14 protein-coding genes are annotated in these 16466 nt (G+C 66.4%); 9 read left to right on the top strand and 5 right to left on the bottom strand.

The features are described from left to right. The first annotated feature begins 161 nt into the window (after positions 1–161). Together HGI30_RS20505 and HGI30_RS20500 are read left to right on the top strand one after the other, a co-directional pair. Positions 162–1340 (top strand): YhgE/Pip domain-containing protein, encoded by a 1179-nt coding sequence (locus HGI30_RS20505; RefSeq protein WP_168909211.1) that lies wholly within the window; start codon positions 162–164, stop codon positions 1338–1340. A gap of 28 nt (positions 1341–1368) precedes the next feature. Next, positions 1369–1965 carry a TetR/AcrR family transcriptional regulator gene (locus HGI30_RS20500; protein ID WP_168909210.1) on the top strand — a complete coding sequence of 199 codons (597 nt, stop codon included), beginning with the start codon at positions 1369–1371 and terminating at the stop codon, positions 1963–1965. Between the two features lie 94 nt (positions 1966–2059). Here HGI30_RS20500 and HGI30_RS20495 read toward each other — a convergent pair whose 3' ends face one another. Next, the gene (locus tag HGI30_RS20495) at positions 2060–2527 is read right to left on the bottom strand and encodes a Dps family protein (RefSeq protein WP_235680220.1); all 468 of its coding nucleotides are present in this window, start codon (positions 2525–2527) and stop codon (positions 2060–2062) included. 241 nt (positions 2528–2768) lie between these two features. Here HGI30_RS20495 and HGI30_RS20490 point away from each other — a divergent pair, with 241 nt between their 5' ends. Next, entirely contained in the window at positions 2769–3440 is a 672-nt protein-coding gene (locus HGI30_RS20490) for a methyl-accepting chemotaxis protein (RefSeq protein WP_168909209.1), read from the top strand. A 910-nt stretch (positions 3441–4350) separates the two neighbouring features. Here HGI30_RS20490 and HGI30_RS20485 read toward each other — a convergent pair. After that, the gene (locus tag HGI30_RS20485; RefSeq protein ID WP_168909208.1) at positions 4351–4755 is read right to left on the bottom strand and encodes a secondary thiamine-phosphate synthase enzyme YjbQ; all 405 of its coding nucleotides are present in this window, start codon (positions 4753–4755) and stop codon (positions 4351–4353) included. A 207-nt stretch (positions 4756–4962) separates the two neighbouring features. On the opposite strand from HGI30_RS20485, the gene galU reads away from it, so the two are divergent. From galU to HGI30_RS20470, 3 genes are all read left to right on the top strand, one after another. Continuing rightward, on the top strand, positions 4963–5844 hold the full coding sequence (gene galU / locus HGI30_RS20480; RefSeq protein ID WP_206109961.1) for a UTP--glucose-1-phosphate uridylyltransferase GalU: 882 nt from the start codon (positions 4963–4965) through the stop codon (positions 5842–5844). 196 nt (positions 5845–6040) lie between these two features. Next, positions 6041–7438, top strand: coding sequence for a zinc ribbon domain-containing protein (locus HGI30_RS20475; RefSeq protein ID WP_168909206.1), 1398 nt, complete (start codon positions 6041–6043; stop codon positions 7436–7438). A gap of 21 nt (positions 7439–7459) precedes the next feature. Further along, entirely contained in the window at positions 7460–8617 is a 1158-nt protein-coding gene (locus HGI30_RS20470; protein ID WP_168909205.1) for a S1C family serine protease, read from the top strand. A 117-nt stretch (positions 8618–8734) separates the two neighbouring features. Here HGI30_RS20470 and cobA read toward each other — a convergent pair whose 3' ends face one another. From cobA to nirB, 3 genes are read right to left on the bottom strand one after another with little or no spacing between them, the layout of a single operon-like run. Next, positions 8735–9502, bottom strand: coding sequence for a uroporphyrinogen-III C-methyltransferase (gene cobA, locus HGI30_RS20465; protein WP_168909204.1), 768 nt, complete (start codon positions 9500–9502; stop codon positions 8735–8737). After that, on the bottom strand, positions 9499–9933 hold the full coding sequence (gene nirD, locus HGI30_RS20460) for a nitrite reductase small subunit NirD (RefSeq protein WP_168909203.1): 435 nt from the start codon (positions 9931–9933) through the stop codon (positions 9499–9501). Before nirD ends, cobA begins: the two co-directional genes overlap by 4 nt. After that, a complete protein-coding gene (nirB, locus tag HGI30_RS20455; protein WP_168909202.1) occupies positions 9930–12371 on the bottom strand; it encodes a nitrite reductase large subunit NirB in 2442 nt (813 codons plus the stop codon). The genes nirD and nirB overlap by 4 nt, the downstream gene beginning before the upstream one ends. 356 nt (positions 12372–12727) lie before the next feature. Between nirB and HGI30_RS20450 the strand changes: the two genes are divergently transcribed. The 3 genes from HGI30_RS20450 to htpG all read left to right on the top strand — a co-directional run bounded on the left by HGI30_RS20450 (position 12728) and on the right by htpG (position 16409). Next, positions 12728–13354: an ANTAR domain-containing response regulator gene (locus HGI30_RS20450; RefSeq protein ID WP_168909201.1), complete on the top strand. Its 627-nt coding sequence runs from the start codon at positions 12728–12730 to the stop codon at positions 13352–13354. Beyond that, positions 13351–14391: an anthranilate phosphoribosyltransferase gene (locus HGI30_RS20445; protein ID WP_168909200.1), complete on the top strand. Its 1041-nt coding sequence runs from the start codon at positions 13351–13353 to the stop codon at positions 14389–14391. The genes HGI30_RS20450 and HGI30_RS20445 overlap by 4 nt, the downstream gene beginning before the upstream one ends. Before the next feature lie 140 nt (positions 14392–14531). Then, positions 14532–16409, top strand: coding sequence for a molecular chaperone HtpG (htpG, locus tag HGI30_RS20440; protein WP_168909199.1), 1878 nt, complete (start codon positions 14532–14534; stop codon positions 16407–16409). Positions 16410–16466: the final 57 nt, after the last annotated feature.

Raw genomic sequence — 16466 nt, 5'->3', positions numbered from 1 at the left:
GGCGTCCGTAGACGGCTTTTCGGCTTATTTGCGTCCTCCTGGACGAGTGGCGCGCAAGAAAACGCTTCATAAAAAAGAATTTGACAACAGAAGTAAATCCCCGTAGAGTGGAACCGTTGATTTAAACAACCGTTTAATTCGAAGGATAGGGGATAGAAGAAATGAATCAGGCATTCAAGGCCTTCCTGCAAAGGCCGACGACCAAAGCGGGCATCGCCACCGCGCTGCTCATGCAGGTGGTGTTCTCGATCATCTGGATGACCGGCTACAGCGGCGTGAGCGACCGCATCGACCAGCTGGCGATCGCCGTCGTAAGCGAGGACCGCCAGGCGGGCGACCAGCTGGCGCAGCAGCTCGTGCAGCAGCTTCCGTTCCGGATGGAGCAGGCGGACAGCCTGGCGGCGGCGCGGCAGGAGCTCGACGAGCGCGAGGTGCAGATGGTCGTGCACATCCCGGCGGACTTCACGGCGAGCGTGTCGGATCCGCAGGGCAAGGCTTCGCTGCATTACCTGCTCAACGAGTCCAATCCGGTCATGATTAAAAACGTCATGAGCTCGGTCGCGTCGCAGATTACGGCCGAGGCCAATGCCCGCGCCGCCGCGCAGGGCATCCAGGGCGCGCTGGCCGCCCAAGGCATGCCGCAGGAGGCGGCGGCCGCCGCCGCAGGCAGCCTCGCGCAGCGGGTCGAGGCGGAGCTGGAGTCCATGCACGTCGTAGACGGCATGAACAACCAGATGGTGCCGATGATGCTCGTGCTGGCGTCCTGGGTGGGCGCGATGATTATGGCGCTGAACTTCTTCCAGTCCGGCCTCGCCATCGCCCACTCGACGACGAAGTGGCAGCGCTTCGGGGCGCAGACATCGCTGACGGTCGTCATCGCGTTCGCCGTCTCGCTCGTCTCGGCCGGCTTGCTGACCGCGCTGGGCGGCCAGATGGAGAGCGGCTTCCTGAGCGTGTGGCTGTTCATGCTGCTCGTCCTGCTCAGCTTCATGCTCGTCGCCCAGATGGTGCTGCAGGTGCTCGGCATGGCCGGCATGTTCCTCAACATCATCCTGCTGTCGATGCAGCTGGTGAGCTCCGGCGCGATGCTGCCGAGGGAGCTGCTGCCGCCGTTCTACCATGGCATCGGCGAGTGGCTGCCGGCGACGCGCGCGGTCGAAGGCATGATGAGCCTGCTGTTCGGCGGCCCATCGGCCGGTCCGGACGTGCTGGCGCTGGCGCTGACCGGCGCTGCGGCGCTGGTCGTCAGCCTGGCGGCCGTCGCGCTCAAGAAAGGAATGCTCCCTGCCGCGCGTCCCGCCCAGCAGCCGCAGGCGCAGCCGGAGCCGTCGGTCCGCTGAGGCGGGCCGTCCGGGCGGGAGGCGCTTCATGATGAAGGAAGACGCGCGCGTCCGCATGCTGCGGGCCGCCAAGAAGCTGTTCGCGAAGCATGGCTTCGAGAAGACGACGATTCGCCAGATTTGCGAGGAGGCCTGCGCCAACGTGGCGCTTGTCTCCTATCATTTCGGCGGCAAGGACGGCGTATTCGCCGCGATCTTCAACGAATACTTTCCCGATCGGGACATCAAGTCGCTGGAGCCGGGGCCCGATCCCGAGGCCGATCTGAGGCTTCTCGTCCGGGAGATGACGCTGTTCCGCCGCCGCGAGCCCGAGCTCATCGCCATCATCCAGCAGGAGATGGCGCTCCGCTCCCCGCGCCGGGAGATCATCCAATCCCACAAGTCGCTCATCCAGGTCCGCCTGCGGGAGTGCCTTGAGCGCGGGCGGGCCGAGGGGCGTTTTCGATTCCGCTCGCTCGAGGCGACGCAGCTGTTCGTCATGGGCGCGCTGCTCGCGAATCCGAGCATGATCGACATGAACGGGGTGCCGGAGGTGGAGCGGCTGTCGGTCGAGGAGATCGCCGAGCACTTGGCGGCCTTCGTCGTGGCGGCGGTCCGCGGGCTGCCAGGAGGCGAGGAAGTCTAGGCGCGCGGCAATAGGGCTGCCTTCGAGCAAGCCGGTTTCGACCGGCGGTTCGAAGGCAGCCCTTTTTGGCGATCGCTAGGTATGGAGGGGGCGATCAGGCGGACGCGAACGCCTCCAGCATCCAGGCGTGCTTCTCGATGCTCTCGCGGATGCCGAGCAGCAGATCGGCGGTCACGCCGTCGCCCGCATGCTCGGCGTCTGCGATCGCATGGCCGAGCTCCTGCGCGAGCGTCCGGTAGTCGGAGGCGACGTTGAGGACCATCTCGATCGCGGATTCGTCGCCGGAGCCTTCCTCCAGCGTCGCCGCATCCAGGAACTCGCGCATCGTAGCGAGCGGGCGGCCGCCCGTCGCCAGCACGCGCTCGGCCAGCTCGTCGACACGGGCCGCCGCATCCTCGTACAGCTCCTGGAATTTGGCATGCAACGTGAAGAAATGCGGTCCTTTCACCAGCCAGTGGTACTGCTGGAGCTTGGCGTAGAGGACGCTCCAGTTGGCCAGCTGCAGGTTGAGCGCGGCGTGGACGGAGGCGGTTTCGGCAGGGTTCGTTTTCGTCATGGTCATGAGAGGACAGCTCCTTTTCGGGTTGTTTTTTATATTATTTATTAAATTAAAATTATTATAAATAAGCGGGATTGTCAAGGTCTTCATCCGCCTTGAACCGATTATTCTTTTCGAAGAAGCGTATCTCTTCCCTTTCAAGGAGGCGTCAGGGGACCGATAGGGTAATCAATCCGAACGGTAGGACCAGAGAGAGAACATAGAAGGGACAAGAGGGGGAGAAGGCCATGGTGGACGGCTCGGCTTGCGGACAGGGCTGCCGCTGTGGATATCCTGCCGCCTGACCCGCGGGCGGACGGAGGACGTGAAGGAAATCTTCGAGGGGATCGCGGCGACTCGGGCGGCGCTGCTGCAGGATTGGGCGGAGGAGTACTGGGGCCATATGAAGCGGCTGCGGGAGCAGCTGGAGCAGGAGGCAGGGCCGGGAGGCGTCGAGGCGCTGAACGCCTCGATCGAGGCGGCCTGCGCGGGCGAGAGCGGCCGCGGCTTTGCGGTCGTCGCCGGCGAGATTCGCAAGCTGTCGGAGCTGACAAGGCAGTCGACCGAGCATGTGCGCGCCATCATCGCAGGCATCCACGGCGAGGCGGAGCGCGCGACGGCCTCCATGGCCGAAGGCAGCCGCGCCGTCGAGACCGGCCGGCAGCTGGCCGAGGCGGCGGGCGCCATGCTCATGGCGGCCGCCTCGGGGGACGGCCGCAAGGGCGAAGTCGCCGGCGAGATCGCGCGGCTGATGGAGAGCATCGCGGAGGTGAGCCAGCACAATCGGCGGATCAGCGCCGACGCGGAGCGGCAGATGCTGGAGCTGCAGCGGGGGATGGCGCAGGTGCAGGCGACCGCCGGCGAGGCCGAGGCGATCTCCGGCCAGCTGGAGGGGATGGTCGGCCAGTTCCGCCTGACCGAGTCGCGCGTGCGCTGAAGGGAGCGTCAGGGCAGCCGAACGGACGCTGCGCGCGCGTGAAGAAGCGCAGGACGAGCGTCAGGCGAGCCGAACGGGCGCTGCGCGCGCGTGAAGAAGCACGGGAGGAGCGTCAGGCAGCGGATCGGGCGCTGCGCACGCGTGCGCGTCTGCGAAAAAGCTCGCCGAGCCCGCTATCTTCCGTCTGAGAATCAACGCAAAAAGACCCGCTCGGGTCTTTTTGCGTTCTCAGCAAGAGGAAGCCGACAGCATACGCGGAAGGGGATCGATGAAGGAATCCGGACTGCCTTCATGCGCCATGCGGGGCTGGGAAGGTATCGATGAAGGGGTCGGGACTGCCTTGGTGTGCCATGCGGGGCAGGGAAGGTAGTAATGAAGGAGTCGGGACTGCCTTGGTGCGCCATGAGGGGCAGGGATGGTAGTGATGAAGGGGTCGGGACTGCCTTGGTGCGCCATGAGGGGCAGGGAAGGTATCGATGAAGGAGTCCGGACTGCCTTCATGCGCCATGCGGGGCAGCTGACGATGCTCAACGACTCTTCAAATCGTTAGAGGGTTGTTTTTGTGCAAAATAAGATTCTTGCGACTCGTGAGAAGCTTAGCGGCAGCAAAAAGCCGTCGCGGTGTCGAAAAACGGGACAAGGTCCTGTCTAAGCGTCTGAGGAGTCGTTGGCTTTCGGGAGAGGCGCCATAAGGGACGTCTAAGCTTTTGAGGCGTCGTTAGCGAGGCAAGCGGCCATCCGTTGGCAACAGAAATCAGCCAGCGATCAGGCTCGAGGCCGAGTCGTATGGTCTGCCTGCCGCCCGCGACAATCCGCGATCTCGACGCCCGCCGTCGCGCGAAAGTCCCGGCTGCCCGGCCTGCCGCCCGCGACAATCCGCGATCTCGCCGCCGGCGGCAGTCTGCAAGTTTCAGCGGTCGCCGGTGATGCGGATGCGGTACTCGCGCGATCTGGGGCCGTCGAACTCGCAGAAGTAGATGCCTTGCCAGCGCCCGAGCGAAAGGCGTCCGTCCTCGATCGGCACGAGCTGGCTCGTGCCCGTCGTGAGCGCCTTCAAGTGGGCGGCCGTATTGCCTTCGGCGTGGCGATAGCGCGGGTGCTCCCACGGGTAGACCTCGTCCAGGCGCAGCAGGATGTCATGCTTCACGTCCGGGTCGGCATTCTCCTGGATGGTTAATCCAGCTGTCGTATGGGGACAGTAAACCAGGACTTCTCCGCTCCGGATGCCGGCGGCCTGGACATGGGACTGGACTTGCCGGGTAATGTCGATCATCTCGTCGCGCCTCAGCGTGCGCAGCGTTTCGGTAACAAGCACAGGCCTCGCTCCTCTCTTTTCATGGATCTTCCACCATCAAGCATCGCAGCCATTTTAACCTCTGCTGGCGCGATCCTTCAACAATTGGTAAACTTATGGCACAAGCGGCGAACCAGGTCCATGCCGGCCAGCCGCTCATCGATCCGGAGCTGGCCGCCGGAGCTAGCCTCATGTCCGATCTTACATCTTTTAAGGAGTGGTACAACCTTGACGCATATCCGCAAAGCCATTATTCCAGCCGGCGGGCTGGGCACGCGCTTCCTTCCGGCGACCAAGGCGCAGCCGAAGGAAATGATGCCGCTGATCGACAAGCCGGCGATCCAATACATTGTCGAGGAGGCGGTCGCCTCCGGCATCGAGAGCATCATGATCGTGAGCGGACGCAACAAGCGGGCGATCGAGGATCACTTCGACAAGTCCGTGGAGCTGGAGGCCGAGCTGGAGGAGCGCGGCAACGAGGAGATGCTGGAGCTCGTGCGCGGCATCTCCAAGCTGGCCGACATCGTCTACGTGCGCCAGCGCGAGCCGCTCGGCCTTGGCCATGCGGTGCTGTGCGCGCGCAGCTTCATCGGCAGCGAGCCGTTCGCGGTGCTGCTCGGCGACGACATCCTGCGCTCCAAGCAGCCTTGCCTCGGAGAAATGATGAACTACTACCGCGACACCGGCTCCTCGGTCATCTCCGTGATGGAGGTGCCGTGGGAGCAGACGCATAAATACGGCATCGTCGATCTGGAAGGCGACGGCCTGTTCCCCCGCATCCGCAATCTGGTCGAAAAGCCGGCACCCGGAGAAGCGCCGTCCAACTGGGCGGTCGTCGGCCGCTATGTGCTTGACCCGGCCGTGTTCCGCCTGCTGGAGCGGGCCGAGCCCGGCAAGGGCGGCGAGATCCAGCTGACGGACAGCCTGCAGAAGCTGAACTCCGTGCTGCCGATGCACGCCTACAAGTTCCAAGGCCGCCGCCACGATGTCGGCGACAAGCTCGGCTTCGTGCAGGCGACGATCGACATGGCGCTCGAGCGGGACGACCTGGCCGACGCCGTGCGCGACTACATGCGGAGCAAGCTGCATCCGGAGCCTGCCGCGACCTGAGTCCGGGACGGGGCCTGCGCCAAGCCATCCAGACCTTTGCGGATGGCTTCTTTTGGTTGGCCGAAGGCTTTTTATCCAGGATGATCGTCCTAAGCGGGCGGGATCGAAACAAACGCCCGAGAGCGGCGTAAGAACGGAAGACGCCCTGAACCTCCGAGGAGGGGGCGAATGCAAGCGATGGCGGAGGCATGAAACGATGAGCAGTGGACCGGAATCGACAGATCGGGAATCGGGCGGGGGATTCCGCACCGCATGCCCTTATTGCGGCTTCAAGACGCTGGACGACGAGGCCAGCTTCTGCAGCCGCTGCGGCAAGCCGCTGCATACGGCGGCTCTGCTCGTGCGGCGCCGCGAGCGGGTAGAATGGCTGGAGCAGATTCAAGAAATCGGGACCGCCCCGTCCGGAGCCGCCCCGGACGCGCGCGAGCTGATGGAGCGCATGCGCGAGGACGAGCGGCTGGATCAAGGAGAGGATGGCTCCGACGGAGAGGCGCAGCCCGCCTATGCGCAGCCCGAGCGGCCGGCTGCCGGCTGGCGGCTGGCGCTGCGCCGCACGCGCAGGCAGTGGCTGCCGCCCGCGCTCGCGCTGCTGATCGGCTGCGCGGCCGTCGCAGGCGTGCTCTTCCGCGAGCTGCAGCTCAACGAGCGGGCCGAGGAGTGGCAGCGGCAGGCTTATCGCGAAGCGCTTGCCGGGCGCTATCCGCAAGCGGAGCAGCTGCTGGAGCAGGCCGCGGAGACACGGCCTTCCGGAGCGGGGCTGCTTCGCGATCTCGACATCGCCCGGCAGGCCCGGCGGCTTGACGATCAGGTCAAGGAAGCGGCCAGGCTATTGGAGAGCGGCCGGCTGGAGCAGGCCGAAGGCGAGCTCAGGCAAGTGCAGGCGGCGGTCGCGAACCGCCAGGAGCGCGTATTCGATCCTGTCCGCGGCCGCATCGGCGACGAGGCGGCCCGGCTCGCCGTCAAGCAGGTATCGGAGGAGCTGGACGGGCTCGGCAGCGTAGCGGAGCTCGCGGATCGGCTGCAGCGCCTGCGCGGGCTGCAGGATGCCGGCGCCTCGCAGCTGCGGCAGCGCATCCTCGACCTCATCGTCGAGACCGGCTCGGCCAAGGCCGAATCGCTGCTGCGCGGGCGCGACTACTCCGCTGCGCTCGCGGCCGTCGCGGAGGCGCGGGAGCATGCCGGTGCGGTCGAGCCGCTCAAGGAGCTGGAGGAGCGAATCGGACGCGAGCGGGAAAATTACGAGCAGCAGGAGCGGCAGCGTCTGGATGCGGCCCGCCAGATCGCATACGACGAGCAGTTGCGCAACCGTACCGCCGCCGTGGCGGTGAGGAACGTCAAGGTCAGCCGCGACGAGCAGGGCAGGGCCGTCGTATCCGGCGAAGTCGAGAGCAAGGCGACGCGGGGCATCCATTCCGTGCAGCTCGAATACAAGCTGCTCGATGCCGAAGGCCGCGGCGTCGGAACGATTACGGCCGGCACGGAGCCGGGCGTGTCGATCGAGCCGGGAGGCAAGGCGTCCTTCCGGGGCGTCGGAACGATGCTCCCGGGCAATCTGTCCGCCGTCATTACGAAGGCGACATGGTACATTGAGTAGCGGCCGAAAAGAGGGAACCGTATGAAATGGAAGACGAGCTGGCCGGCGGCCCTTGCCGTCCTGCTGCTGCTGGCGGGCGGAGCGGCCTCGGTGGCGATCCGCCTCGACTTGCCCCGGCAGGCCGGAGCGGAGCCGCTGCTGGCCGTCCTCCCGAGCGGAGGAGCGGGCAGCGCCGGCGCTTTGAAGGAAGTCATTTTCAACACGCAAAAAAAAGTGTTCACGATCCAGAGCGACAGCGGCCTCGGCTCGGGCTTCCTGTACAACGACCGCGGCGACCTGCTGACGAACGCTCATGTCGTGACAGGCTCGCGCACGGTGCGGGTCATCGCCTCCGATGCCAGGGAGCTGACCGGGGAAGTCATCGGGATCGGGGCCGAGCTCGACGTCGCGGTCGTGCGCGTGCCGGAGCTGGCCGGCTCCCAGCCGCTCAAGCTGGAGCGGGCCGGGCGGGTCGAGGTCGGCGATCCGGTGCTGGCCGTCGGCAGCCCGCTCGGCCTGCAAAGCACGGTCACGACCGGCATCGTCAGCGGCCTCGGCCGCAGCTTCGCGATGAAGCCGTACGTGTACCGCAATCTGTATCAAATCTCGGCGTCGATCGCGCCGGGCAACAGCGGCGGTCCGCTCGTCGACCAGCGCACCGGAGCGGTGCTCGGCATGAACTCGGCGGAAATGCAGGACGGAGAGATCGGCTTCAGCATCCCGATCGCGGACGTGCTCGGCCTCGCCGAGGGCTGGTCGAACCGTCCCATGGAGGAGCTGCCCGGCGTCAAGGACGACGAGGCCGAGACGGCTGCGGGCCGGAAGACGATTACGGACTATGCGGGCTACCTCGTGTCCCGATTCTACGAAAGCTTGAGCAACGGCGATTACCTGTATGCCTATTCGCTGCTCGGCTACAGCTGGAAGGCGCAGGACCCGTACGAGGACTTCCGCAAAGGCTACCTGCCGACGAAAAACGTCGTCATCAAGAGCCTGAACGTGACCAAGAACGGCGAGCGCAGCGCGACCGTCAAGGCGGTCATCGAGGCCGAGGAGCATGGACAGGACGGCGCGAGTTCCAAGCGCAACTTCGAGGTGACGTACAAGGTCGGCTACGAGAACGACCAGCTCAAGCTGATCGACGGCAAGGGCAGGGAGCTTGATGCGGCAGGCCAGGCGGCTCCGAAAAAGAAAGGCTGAGGAAAAAGGCCGAGGAGCGAAGCTTGAGGAGCAAGCTTGTGAACAGGAAAAAGCAGCCCGGGACCAGCTTCGATGCTGGCTCCGGGCTGCTTTTCGCATGGCGGCGCGGCGGAAAAGCTAGCCCGCGGTGGATTCGAGCTGGGCGGAGAGCGCCTGCAGCCGCTCGCGGAGGAGCACGACCTCGCCGATGACGATCAGCGCGGGACTAGCGGCTCCTGCCGAGGCGGCCAAGGAAGGCAGCCCGGCGAGCGTGCCGACGAGCGTCCGGCTGCCGGGCGTCGTGGCGCGCTCCACGATCGCGGCCGGGGTGCCGGCCGGCTTGCCGTGGCGGAGCAGCTCGGCTGCGATCGCTTCCAGCCGGGAGATGCCCATGTAGACGACGAGCGTGTCGACGCCATGCGCGAGCAGATCCCAGCGCGGCTCCGGAGATTCCGCGCTCGCCCGCGTGCCGGAGACGCAGGCGAAGGAGGCGCTAATGCCGCGGTGGGTGAGCGGGATGCCCTCGGCCGCGGCGGCGCCGGAGGCGGAGGTGAGGCCGGGCACGAGCTCCCACGGGATGCCGTGCCGCGCCAGCTCGAGCGCCTCCTCGCCGCCGCGTCCGAAGACGAGCGGATCGCCGCCCTTGAGCCGGACGACGGCCAGCCCTTGCGAGGCGAAGCGCACGAGCAGGGCGTTGATCTGCTCCTGGCTCATGGCGTGGCGGCCGGGCGCCTTGCCGCAGTAGATGCGCCGCGAGGAGGGGGAAGCCTCCTCCAGCAGCTGCGGGCTGACGAGCCGATCGTACAGGATGACGTCCGCCTGCTGCAGGCGGCGCAGCGCCTTGACGGCGATCAGCTCGGGATCGCCGGGGCCGGCTCCGACGATCGAGACCAGGCCCGGCTTCATGACTGGCCCTCCCGTCCTGCGGAGGCGGCGGAACGGTCCGCCGCGCCGCGCGCGGCCTCCCGTGCGGCGGGAGCGTCCGCATGCTCTCCCGTGCTGATCCATACGCCGTCGTCCGGACGCTCCTCCATCTCGACCCAGACGCTGCCGTCCGCATCGACATCCGCCGCGTAGGTGCGCACGGACCCCTCGTCGGGCGCCTGCGCCTGTCCGGTGCGCAGGTCGATCCTCCAGTCATGCAGCGGGCAGTGCACGGCCGAGCCGCATACCATGCCCTCCGACAGCTTGCCGCCCTTGTGCGGGCAGCGGTTCTCGACGGCGAGCACCTCGCCGTCCGTCAGCTTGAACAGCGCGATCTCCTCGCCGCCGACGACGGCGATGCGCGAGCCGAGCGCGTCGATCTGTCCGGCCTGGCCTACCCGGTGCCTGCTCATGCCTGCTCCCTCCCTGCGGCCGCGAGCGGCTCGAAGTTTTTGCGCAGCTCCGGATCGCCGACGATCTCCTGCCAAGGGTCCTCGAGCGTGGCGAGAGCCTCCTGCAGGCGCTCGTTCAAGGCGATCCGCTCCTCCGCAGAGGCCAGCGCCTCCCGGATGGAGCCGATTCCGACGCGCTCGACCCAGTGGGCGGTCCGCTCGCCCCAGGCCGCCGTTTCCCGATAGTATTGAAGGAACGCGCCCGACCACTCCATCACTTCCTCCTCCGTGCGCACGACGCCGATCAGGTCGGTGGCCCGCACCTTGACGCCGCCGTTGCCGCCCGCATGCAGCTCCCAGCCGCCGTCGATCGCGACGACGCCGAAGTCCTTGATCGTCGCCTCGGCGCAGTTGCGCGGGCAGCCGGACACGGCCATCTTGAACTTGGCGGGCGTGCTGATGCGCTCGTAGGCTTTTTCCAGGCGGATGCCCATGCCCATCGCATCCTGCGTGCCGAAGCGGCAGAACGTGTCGCCGACGCAGGTCTTGACGGTGCGGAGCGCCTTCCCGTACGCGCTGCCCGACGCCATGCCGAGCTCCTCCCACATGCGGGGCAGATCCTCCTTGCGCACGCCGAGCAGGTCGAGCCGCTGGCCGCCGGTGAACTTGACGAGCGGCACCTGGAAGCGCTCCGCCACGTCCGCGATATGCTTCAGCTCGGCGGGACTCGTCACGCCGCCGTAGATCCGGGGCACGACGGAAAACGTGCCGTCCTTCTGGATGTTGGCGTGGTAGCGCTCGTTCGCGAAGCGGGATTCCTTCTCGTCGCGATGCGAGCCGGGCTGCAGCATGCCGAGGTAGTAGTTGAGCGCAGGCCGGCACTTGGAGCAGCCCTCGGGCCGGCTCCAGCCGAGCACGTGCATCGTTTCCCTCACGCCGGAGAGGCCCATCGAGGCGATCGCCTCGACGATCTCCTCGCGGCCGAGCGAGGTGCAGCCGCAGATGCCTTCCTTGACCTGGACGACGGCGTCGCCGGCCGTCAGCTCCAGCAGCCCCTCGACGAGCGGCTTGCAGCCGCCGCAGGAGGCGGACGCCTTCGTGCAGGCCTTGATGGCGGCGAGGCTCGTGCAGCCGCCGGAGACGATCGCCTGGACGACCGCCTCCTTGCTGACGCCGTTGCAGCCGCAGACGATCTCGTCGCCCGGCATCGCGGCGAGCCGCTCCAGCGGCGAGGCGGCGGTGCCGCCGGAGCCCGGAGCATAGCCGAGCAGCAGCTCCTTCTCGCGTCCGGCGATCGGCTCGCCGCTCTTGATGAGGTTGAACAGCATCGCTCCGTCGGACGTGTCGCCGAACAGCACCGCGCCTTCCAGCCGGTCGCCGCGCACGACGAGCTTCTTGTAGACGCCGGCCACCTCGTCCTGCCAGCGCAGGGACCGGGCGCCTTCTCCGCCCATGTAGTCTCCCGCCGAAAAGACGTCCACGCCTGAAACCTTCAGCTTGGTCGACGTGACCGAGCCCTTGTAGCCCTCCGTCGGCACGCCGGCCAGATGCTTGGCGAGCACGGCGCCCTGCTCGTAGAGCGGGGCGACGAGGCCGTAGGCGATGCCGTCATGCTCGGCGCACTCGCCGAGGGCATAGACGCCGGGCGCGCTCGTCGCCAGCTCGTCGCCCACGATGACGCCGCGCCGCGTCGCGATGCCCGCTGCGGCGGCCAGCTCCGCGTTCGGCACGATGCCGACGGCCATGACGACGAGGTCGGCGTCCAGCCGGCCGCCGTCCCGGAACTTCAGCCCGGAGGCGCGCCTCCGTCCGGTGATCTCTGCCGTCTGGGCGTTCAGCCGGAACGTCATGCCTTGCCGCTCCAGCTCCTGCTGCAGCATCAGGCTCGCCGCCGGGTCAAGCTGGCGGTTCATGAGCAGGGTCGAGTTGTGCACGACCGTGACGTCCATGCCGAGGTTGAGCAGGCCGCGGGCGGCTTCCAGCCCGAGCAGGCCGCCGCCGATGACGGCCGCCCGGCGGTAAGTCCGGGACGCCTCCAGCATCGCCCGGCAGTCGCGGATGTCTCGGAACCCGATGACGCCTTCCTTGTCGGCGCCGGGCACCGGCAGGAGATAGGCCCGCGACCCGGTCGCGAGCAGCAGCACGTCATAGGAGGCGCTGACGCCTTGATCCGACGTGACCGTGCGCATGGCGGTATCGATGGAGGTGACAGCATGACCGGCGTGCAGCGTGATGCCGTTGTCCTCGTACCAGCTCCAATCGTTGAGCACGATATCCTGCAGTCCCGCTCCGCCGTCGGCAAGCACGGCGCTGAGCTGGATGCGGTTGTAGTTCGGATGCGGCTCCGCGCCGAAGATCGTGATCGAGTAGGCGTCCGGCGCCAGCTTGAGAAGATGCTCGATGCAGCGGATGCCGGCCATGCCGTTGCCGACGAGGACAAGCTTCTTGGGGATGGTCATCGTGAAAACTCCCTTCGGATCGGCGGCGGCCTGCGCCTCCGAGAATCGGATGAAGACAGAAAAAGCCTGCGGGAAAGCCGGGATGGACGGGGAAAAGCGCCGTCGGCCGGGATTCCTGCAGGCTTCGTTGCCGTAGGATGGATACGCCGTTGTATCCGGAACTGCGATGAGGTGGATTAGGGCAACTATACGTCATGCTTGATTTGGTGTCAATATAGCTTACACAAATTTCGATTGTTTTTCTTTTGAACGAAATTCATTCGATTCTATCGACAATCCGAAAAGCGTTGTGTTATAAAAATTTACATAGACGCATCGAGGATTCAGATTGCGAAAGCGGAAAGGAGCGGATGTCCATGCGCGCGATCGTCCTGATCGCCCCGAGGGAACGCGGAGCGGAGCCGTCGGCGGGAGCGGCGGAGGCCGGGCCGAAGCCGGAGGCGCTGCTGCGCGCATGCGGCTATGCCGTGCTGCGCGCGGCGACGGCGCAGCAGGCGGAGACGGTGCTGCCGGAGGCGGATGCGGCCGTGCTGCACATGCCGCTGCCGGAGGTGGGCGGCTGGCGCGGCGCGCTGGCCGGAGGGCGGCCGGTGCCGCTGCTCTGGTGGTGCAGCGCCGAGGCGATGGGCCGCTCGGCGGCGGCTTGCGAGGACGACGTGCGGCTCGACGGCCTGCTCACCCCCGGCATGAGCGCGGGCGAGGTGCACTGGGCGCTGCAGCTGGCCGGCAAGGCCTGCATGGAGCGGAGGCAATGGGAAGAGGAGCGCAAGCGGCTCATGGGTCGGCTGGAGGAGCGCAAGTGGATCGACATGGCCAAAGGCATCCTGGCGGAGACGCGCGGCCTGAGCGAGGCCGAGGCGTACGAGCTGCTGCGCTCGCAGGCGATGGAGGAGCGGCGGCGCATGGTCGACGTCGCCACCTCGATCGTCAAGGTGTACCAGCTGCTGCAGGACAACACGAAGAAGGGGGCGAGGCGCCCATGATCGAGCTGCTCAAGGAAGTGGGGCGAGGCAAGCGGGGGGCCAAGGATCTCGGCTACGAGGATGCGGCGAGGGCGGCGGAGGCGATCCTCGGCGGAAGCGCGACGCCCGCTCAGGTCGGCGCGTTCCTGATCGCAGAGCGGATCAAGATGGAGAGCGTGGAGGAGATCGAGGCGTTCGTCCGGGTGTGCCGCTCCTATGCGGAGCGGGACGGGCAGCAGGGCGGCGTCGACCTGGCCGGGCCGTACGACGGGCGCAAGCGCTCGTTCATGGCGACATTCCCGACGGCATTCGTGCTGGCGGCGGGCGGACTGCCGGCGACGCTGCACGGCGCGGCCCCGCTTCCTCCCAAGTGGGGCATCACCTTGCACTCCCTGCTGGAAGCGGCGGGCCTGCGGCCGGACCGGCTGCCGCGCGCCGCGCTGCAGGCGGCCGCCCGCCGCACGGGCGTGCTCTACGTCCCGTCGGAGAGCTGGTGCCCGCCGCTCGCGCGGCTGCGTCCGATCCGCGAGCAGCTCGGCCTGCGGACGGTGCTCAACACGGCGGAGAAGCTGCTCGATTACGGGGGCTCGCCGCATCTCGTGTTCGGCGTCTACCACAACACGGTGCTGGAGCGGATCGCGCGCCTGCTGACGGGGCTCGGCTACGGGCGCTCGCTCGTCATCCAGGGCGCCGAGGGCTCCGAGGACGTGCATGCGGGCCGTCCGACGCGCATGTATGTCGTGGAGAACGGGGAAGCCCGCCTGCAGGTGCTCGATCCGGAAGCGCTGGGCCTCGAGCTGGAGGACGAGGAGCGCGACTGGACGGCGGAGCGGCAGCTGGCGGCGGCCGAAGCGGTGCTCGCAGGAGAGGGCACGGTCGCCCATGCCGGGGCGGTGCAGCTCAATGCCGCGCTGCGCCTGCAGCTGGCGGGGCGCGCCGATTCGCTGGAGGAGGGCGTGTACATCGCCAAAGCGCTGCTCGACGACGGATCGGCGCTGGCGGCCTACCGAGCCTGGCTGGAGATGCTCGCCGCGCCGGGCGCGGAAGCGGCGGAGTAGCGGGCCGGCGCAGCGGCTTTTCGACTCCCGCCCTCCTGCTCTCTGCCTTGACAAGCCGAAACGGCCCGTGATATATAAACGATGCTGGCACTCGAACGAAGAGAGTGCTAAGCTTCATGCACGAAGAGGAGAGAGTCGAAGTGGAAAAGAAACCGTTCCTGGCGGAGTCGAAACGCCTTCTGGACATGATGATCAACTCGATCTACACCCAGAAAGAAATCTTTCTGCGCGAACTCATCAGCAACAGCAGCGACGCCATCGACAAAATCTACTATAAAGCGCTTACCGACGATACCCTCACGTTCGATCCGGACCGCTACTGCATCGAGGTCAAGCCGGACAAAGAGGCGCGCACGCTGACGATCTCGGACACCGGCATCGGCATGACGCGCGAGGAGCTGGAGACGAACCTCGGCACGATCGCCAAGAGCGGCTCGCTCGCGTTCAAGCAGGAGAACGAATCCAAGGACGGCCGCGACATCATCGGCCAGTTCGGCGTCGGCTTCTATGCATCGTTCATGGTGGCGGACAAGGTGACGGTCGTCTCCCGCGCGCTCGGCGAGGAGCAGGCCTGGCGCTGGGAGTCCGAAGGCGCGGACGGCTATACGCTCGAGCCGGCCGACCGTGACGGCATCGGCACGGAGATCACGCTGCACATCAAGCCGGACACCGAGGACGACAGCTATGACGATTACCTCAACGAGTACCGCCTGAAGGCCCTTGTCAAGAAGTATTCCGACTTCATCCGCTATCCGATCAAAATGGAGCTGTCCTCCAGCCGTCCGAAGGAAGGCGCGGAGGGCGAGTTCGAGGAAGTCTCGGAGCAGCAGACGGTCAACAGCATGGTGCCGATCTGGCGCAAGAACAAGTCCGAGCTGAAGGCGGAGGACTATGAGAGCTTCTACCAGGAGAAGCGCTACGGCTTCGACAAGCCGCTCGCGCATGTCCACGTAAGCGCCGACGGCGCGGTCGTCTACCAGGCGATCCTGTACGTCCCGGAGACGATTCCGTTCGACTACTACACCAAGGAGTTCGAAAAAGGGCTCGAGCTGTACTCCCGCGGCGTGCTCATCATGAACAAATGCGCTGACCTGCTGCCGGACTACTTCAGCTTCGTCAAGGGCATGGTCGACTCCGAGAGCCTGTCGCTCAACATCTCCCGCGAGATGCTGCAGCATGACCGCCAGCTCAAGCAGATCGCCAAGAACATCGAGTCGAAGATCAAGGGCGCGCTGCAGGCCATGCTCAAGAACGAGCGCGAGAAGTACGAGAAGTTCTTCGGCGCGTTCGGCCGCCAGCTCAAGTTCGGCGTGTACAGCGACTATGGCGCGCACAAGGAGACGCTGCAGGACCTGCTGCTGTTCACCTCGTCCAAGGACAAGGCGCTCGTCACGCTGGCGGAGTACGTCTCCCGCATGCCGGAGGACCAGAAGTACATCTACTACGCGAGCGGCTCCTCCGCCGAGCGCATCGAGAAGCTGCCGCAGACCGAGCTCGTGCTCGACAAGGGCTACGAAATCCTCTACTTCACCGACGATATCGACGAGTTCGCGATCCGCATGCTCATGAGCTACAAGGACAAGGAATTCCGCTCCGTATCGAGCGGCGATCTCGGCATCGAGGAGGAGAGCAAGCCGGAGGACGAGGCGGCCGACGAGGAGAACAAGCCGCTGTTCGAGGCGATGGCGGGGCTGCTGGGCGGCAAGGTGAGCGCGGTCCGCGCTTCCAAGCGCCTGCGCAAGCATCCGGTCTGCTTCGCGACCGAGGGCGACCTGACGATCGAGATGGAGAAGGTGCTGGCCGCGATGCCGGACAGCTCCGGCGTCAAGGCGCAGAAGGTGCTTGAGATCAACACCGGCCACGACGTGTTCCGCGCGCTCAAGGAAGCCCATGCCGCCGATCCGGCCAAGCTCGAGCTGTTCACCTCGCTGCTGTACAGCCAGGCGCTGCTCATCGAGGGGCTGCCGATCGAGGACCCGGTCGAGTTCACGAACCAGATTTGCCAAGTGATGGTGTAAGGCTTCTGCCTGGAAGGCAAAAGCCCCGGAGCCGCTCTCCAGCGGACCCGGGGCTTT

The sequence above is a fragment of the Paenibacillus albicereus genome (assembly GCF_012676905.1).
Taxonomy (GTDB): Bacteria; Bacillota; Bacilli; order Paenibacillales; family Paenibacillaceae; genus Paenibacillus_O; species Paenibacillus_O albicereus.
This window is presented reverse-complemented; position numbering and strand designations above follow the sequence as displayed.

What these genes read in the sequence shown, in the direction of transcription:
- cobA (WP_168909204.1), bottom strand. Translation starts at nt 9,502, where the DNA reads ATGAAGCCGGGCCTGGTCTCGATCGTCGGAGCCGGCCCCGGCGATCCC.
- HGI30_RS20445 (WP_168909200.1), top strand. Translation starts at nt 13,351, where the DNA reads ATGATCGAGCTGCTCAAGGAAGTGGGGCGAGGCAAGCGGGGGGCCAAG.
- HGI30_RS20495 (WP_235680220.1), bottom strand. Translation starts at nt 2,527, where the DNA reads ATGACCATGACGAAAACGAACCCTGCCGAAACCGCCTCCGTCCACGCC.
- HGI30_RS20500 (WP_168909210.1), top strand. Translation starts at nt 1,369, where the DNA reads ATGATGAAGGAAGACGCGCGCGTCCGCATGCTGCGGGCCGCCAAGAAG.
- HGI30_RS20475 (WP_168909206.1), top strand. Translation starts at nt 6,041, where the DNA reads ATGAGCAGTGGACCGGAATCGACAGATCGGGAATCGGGCGGGGGATTC.
- HGI30_RS20470 (WP_168909205.1), top strand. Translation starts at nt 7,460, where the DNA reads ATGAAATGGAAGACGAGCTGGCCGGCGGCCCTTGCCGTCCTGCTGCTG.
- nirB (WP_168909202.1), bottom strand. Translation starts at nt 12,371, where the DNA reads ATGACCATCCCCAAGAAGCTTGTCCTCGTCGGCAACGGCATGGCCGGC.
- HGI30_RS20505 (WP_168909211.1), top strand. Translation starts at nt 162, where the DNA reads ATGAATCAGGCATTCAAGGCCTTCCTGCAAAGGCCGACGACCAAAGCG.
- nirD (WP_168909203.1), bottom strand. Translation starts at nt 9,933, where the DNA reads ATGAGCAGGCACCGGGTAGGCCAGGCCGGACAGATCGACGCGCTCGGC.
- HGI30_RS20450 (WP_168909201.1), top strand. Translation starts at nt 12,728, where the DNA reads ATGCGCGCGATCGTCCTGATCGCCCCGAGGGAACGCGGAGCGGAGCCG.